At 73.5% G+C, this 3,586-nt stretch carries 1 protein-coding gene; it reads left to right on the top strand.

The features are described from left to right. A partial coding sequence (locus tag ABEB07_RS36995) for an SDR family NAD(P)-dependent oxidoreductase (RefSeq protein ID WP_345672440.1) occupies positions 1-3,586 on the top strand: 3,586 nt, incomplete at both ends.

A 3,586-nucleotide genomic window follows, 5' to 3' on the forward strand; every position in this document is an offset into this window, starting at 1 on the left:
CCCCACCTACCCCTTCCAACACCAACGCTACTGGCTCGACCAGTCCGGGGCGCCGCAGCGGGACGACGGCCCCGTCGATGTCGCCGAGTCCCGTTTCTGGGACGCGGTCGAACGCCAGGACCTGTCGGCGCTGTCGCGTGAGCTGGGCGATGCCGACGACCAGTGGTCCGACGTGCTGCCGACGCTGGCCGACTGGCGACGCCGCAACCGGGAGCAGTCCGCGGTGGACTCCTGGCGGTACCGCACGACGTGGGTTCACCTGCCCCCGGAGTCCCACCGGCTCTCCGGCACCTGGCTCGTCGTCGCGGCGCCCGCGCAGCACGAGCATCCCGATGTCATCGCGGTTCTCACGGCCCTGCGAGCGGGCGGTGCCGACCCCCGGATCGTGGACCCCGCAGGCGCCGACACCCCGGGGGCCGTCGGAGTGGTCTCGCTGCTGGCCTGGGACGAAGAACCCGACGCCGCTCACCCCGTGATGTCCCGAGGGCTCACCGCCACCGTCGCCCTGGTCCAGGCACTCCAACGTGCCGGGTCGACCGTGCCGCTGTGGTGTCTGACCCGCGGGGCGGTCGCGATCGGCCGGTCGGAGTCGGTGCGCGTCCCCGCTCAGGCGCGGTTCTGGGGAATGGGGCGCGCGGTCGCCCTCGAATGGCCGGACGGTTGGGGCGGCCTCGTCGATCTGCCCGCCCATCTCGAGGACCGCACCCTGTCCCGGCTTCCGTCGTTGCTGGCCGGCGAGGGCGGCGAGGACCAGGTGGCCGTGCGTGCTTCCGGTGTCTTCGCGCGGCGCCTCAGCCGTGCCGCGGGCGAAGCGCCGGGGCGTGCCCCCTGGCGGCCGCGCGGCACCGTGCTCATCACCGGCGGCACGGGTGCGCTGGGCGGACATGTCGCCCGCCGGCTGGCCCGACAGGGCGCCGAGCACTTGCTGCTCGTCGGCCGGAGCGGGGCCGCGGCGGCGGGTGCGGCCGCCCTCGAAGCGGAACTGTCAGCCCTGGGGGCCAGGGTCACCCTCGCGGCGTGTGACGTCTCCGACCGCTCGGCGGTCGCGGCCCTCCTGGCGGCCGTGCCGCAGGAGTTGCCGTTGACGGGCGTCGTCCATGCGGCGGGCGTCGGCCAGCTCACGCCTCTGGCGGACCTCGGCATCGACGAGTTCGCCGAGATCGTGCGGGCCAAGACGGCCGGTGCCACTCATCTGGACGAACTGCTGGGCGACCGTGAGCTGGACGCCTTCGTCCTGTTCTCCTCGGTGTCCGGAGTCTGGGGCACCGGCGGGCAGACGGCGTACGGTGCGGCCAACGCCCACCTCGACGCGATCGCCCGCCACCGCCGTGACCGCGGACTGGCCGCGACCTCGGTGGCCTGGGGGCCGTGGGCGGGAGAGGGCATGGCCCGGGGCGAGTCGGGTGAGCACATGCGCCGTCGCGGGCTGCCCCCGATGCGGCCGGAACTCGCGATCGCGGCACTGGAACGGTCGACGCGTGACCATGACGCCTGCCACATCGTGGCGGACGTGCGCTGGGACGATTTCCTGCCCCCGTTCGTCTCGGCGCGTCCCAGCGCCCTGTTCTCCGGTCTTCCGGAGGCGCGTGCACTGCTGACCGGCGCGGAGGAGATCCAGGCCACGACGAAGCTGAGCCGGTTCTCCGGGCTCGGTGTCGCCGAGCGCCGGACCCGCTTGCTGGCCGTGGTCACGTCCGAGGCCGCGGCGGTGCTGGGGCATGCGACAGCCGACGCGGTCGCCGCCGACCGGACGTTCCGCGACCTCGGCTTCGATTCGCTCACCGCGGTGGAGCTGCGCAACCGGCTCAGTACCGTGCTCGGTGTCCCGCTGCCCACCACGCTGGTCTTCGACCACCCGGACCCGGAACGTGTGGTCTCCCATCTGCTGACGCTGTTCGGCGACACGGCGCAGGAGGGCGACGGCGCGGCTCCGCTCTCCACGGCGGAGGAAGCCCTGGCCGTCGTCGGCATCGGCTGCCGGCTGCCCGGCGGGGTACGCACCCCCGAGGACCTGTGGCAGCTCCTGGTGGCGGGCGGCGACGCGGTGTCCGGCTTCCCCACCGACCGCGGCTGGGACCTGTCGTCGCTCCTGTCCGACGTCGGCTCTCAGGGCAGCAGCACCGCGCACTCGGGCGGGTTCCTGTACGACGCCGCGGAGTTCGACGCGGACTTCTTCGGCATCTCGCCGCGCGAGGCCCGGGCGATGGACCCGCAGCAGCGGCTGCTGCTGGAGACCGCGTGGGAGACCTTCGAGCGCTCCGGCATGGATCCGCGTTCTCTGCGGGGCAGCAGGACCGGGGTCTTCGTGGGCGGCAACAGCCAGGACTACGCGTCGTTGCTCCACGATGACGCGCAGGGCACCGAGGGGCACCTGCTCACGGGGAACACGACGAGCGTGGCGTCCGGGCGGATCGCCTACACCTTCGGGCTGGAAGGCCCGGCCGTCACCATCGACACCGCCTGCTCCTCGTCGCTGGTCGCCCTGCACCTGGCGGCGAACTCCCTGCGCAACGGCGAATGCACGCTGGCCCTGGCCGGCGGCGTCACCGTGATGGCGACCCCCCGGACGTTCATCGAGTTCAGCCGGCAGGGCGGGCTGGCCCCCGACGGCCGGTGCAAGGCCTTCTCCGCCGACGCCGACGGAACCGGCTGGGGCGAAGGAGTGGGCCTCCTCGTCCTGGAACGCCTCTCCGACGCCCGGCGCCACGGCCACCCGGTGCTGGCGGTGCTGCGCGGTTCGGCCGTCAACCAGGACGGCGCCTCCAACGGCCTCACCGCGCCCAACGGCCCCTCCCAACAGCGCGTCATCCGCCAGGCATTGGAAAACGCCGGGCTGCGCCCCCACGAGGTGGACGCCGTCGAGGCCCACGGCACCGGCACTCGCCTCGGCGACCCCATCGAAGCGCAGGCGTTGCTGGCCACCTACGGCCAGGACCGCGAGCAACCCCTCTGGCTCGGCTCGGTGAAGTCCAACATCGGTCACACCCAGGCCGCCGCGGGTGTGGCGGGTGTGATCAAGATGATCCTCGCCATGCGGCACGGCATCCTCCCCCGCACCCTCCACGCCGACGAACCCACCCCCCACGTAGACTGGACGGCGGGCGCCGTCTCCCTCCTCACCGAGCAACAGCCCTGGCCCGACCACGACCGGCCCCGCCGCGCCGGTGTCTCCTCCTTCGGCATCAGCGGCACCAACGCCCACGTCATCCTCGAACAACCCCCCGTCGCCGACGCGCCCGTGGCGAGCGCGCCGAGCCCCGGCGTCGTCCCCTGGCTGCTCTCCGGCCGGGACGAGCGGGCGGTGCGGGCACAGGCGGAACGGCTGGCCGAGCACGTCGACGTCGACGCCTCGGCACTGGACGTGGCGTACTCACTCGCCACCACACGCAGCGCGCTCGAACACCGTGCGGTCGTCGTGGCCGGCGATCCGGCCGACCGCACCCAGGCGCTCCGCGCGCTCGCGCAGGGGGTGGCGCATCCCGCGGTGGTCACCGGACGCGCGTCCGGCGAGGGCACTCTCACCATGGTCTTCTCCGGCCAGGGCAACCAACGCCCCGGCATGGGACGCGAACTCTACGACACCTAC

It is taken from the genome of Streptomyces similanensis, assembly GCF_039543625.1.
Lineage (GTDB): Bacteria > Actinomycetota > Actinomycetes > Streptomycetales > Streptomycetaceae > Streptomyces > Streptomyces similanensis.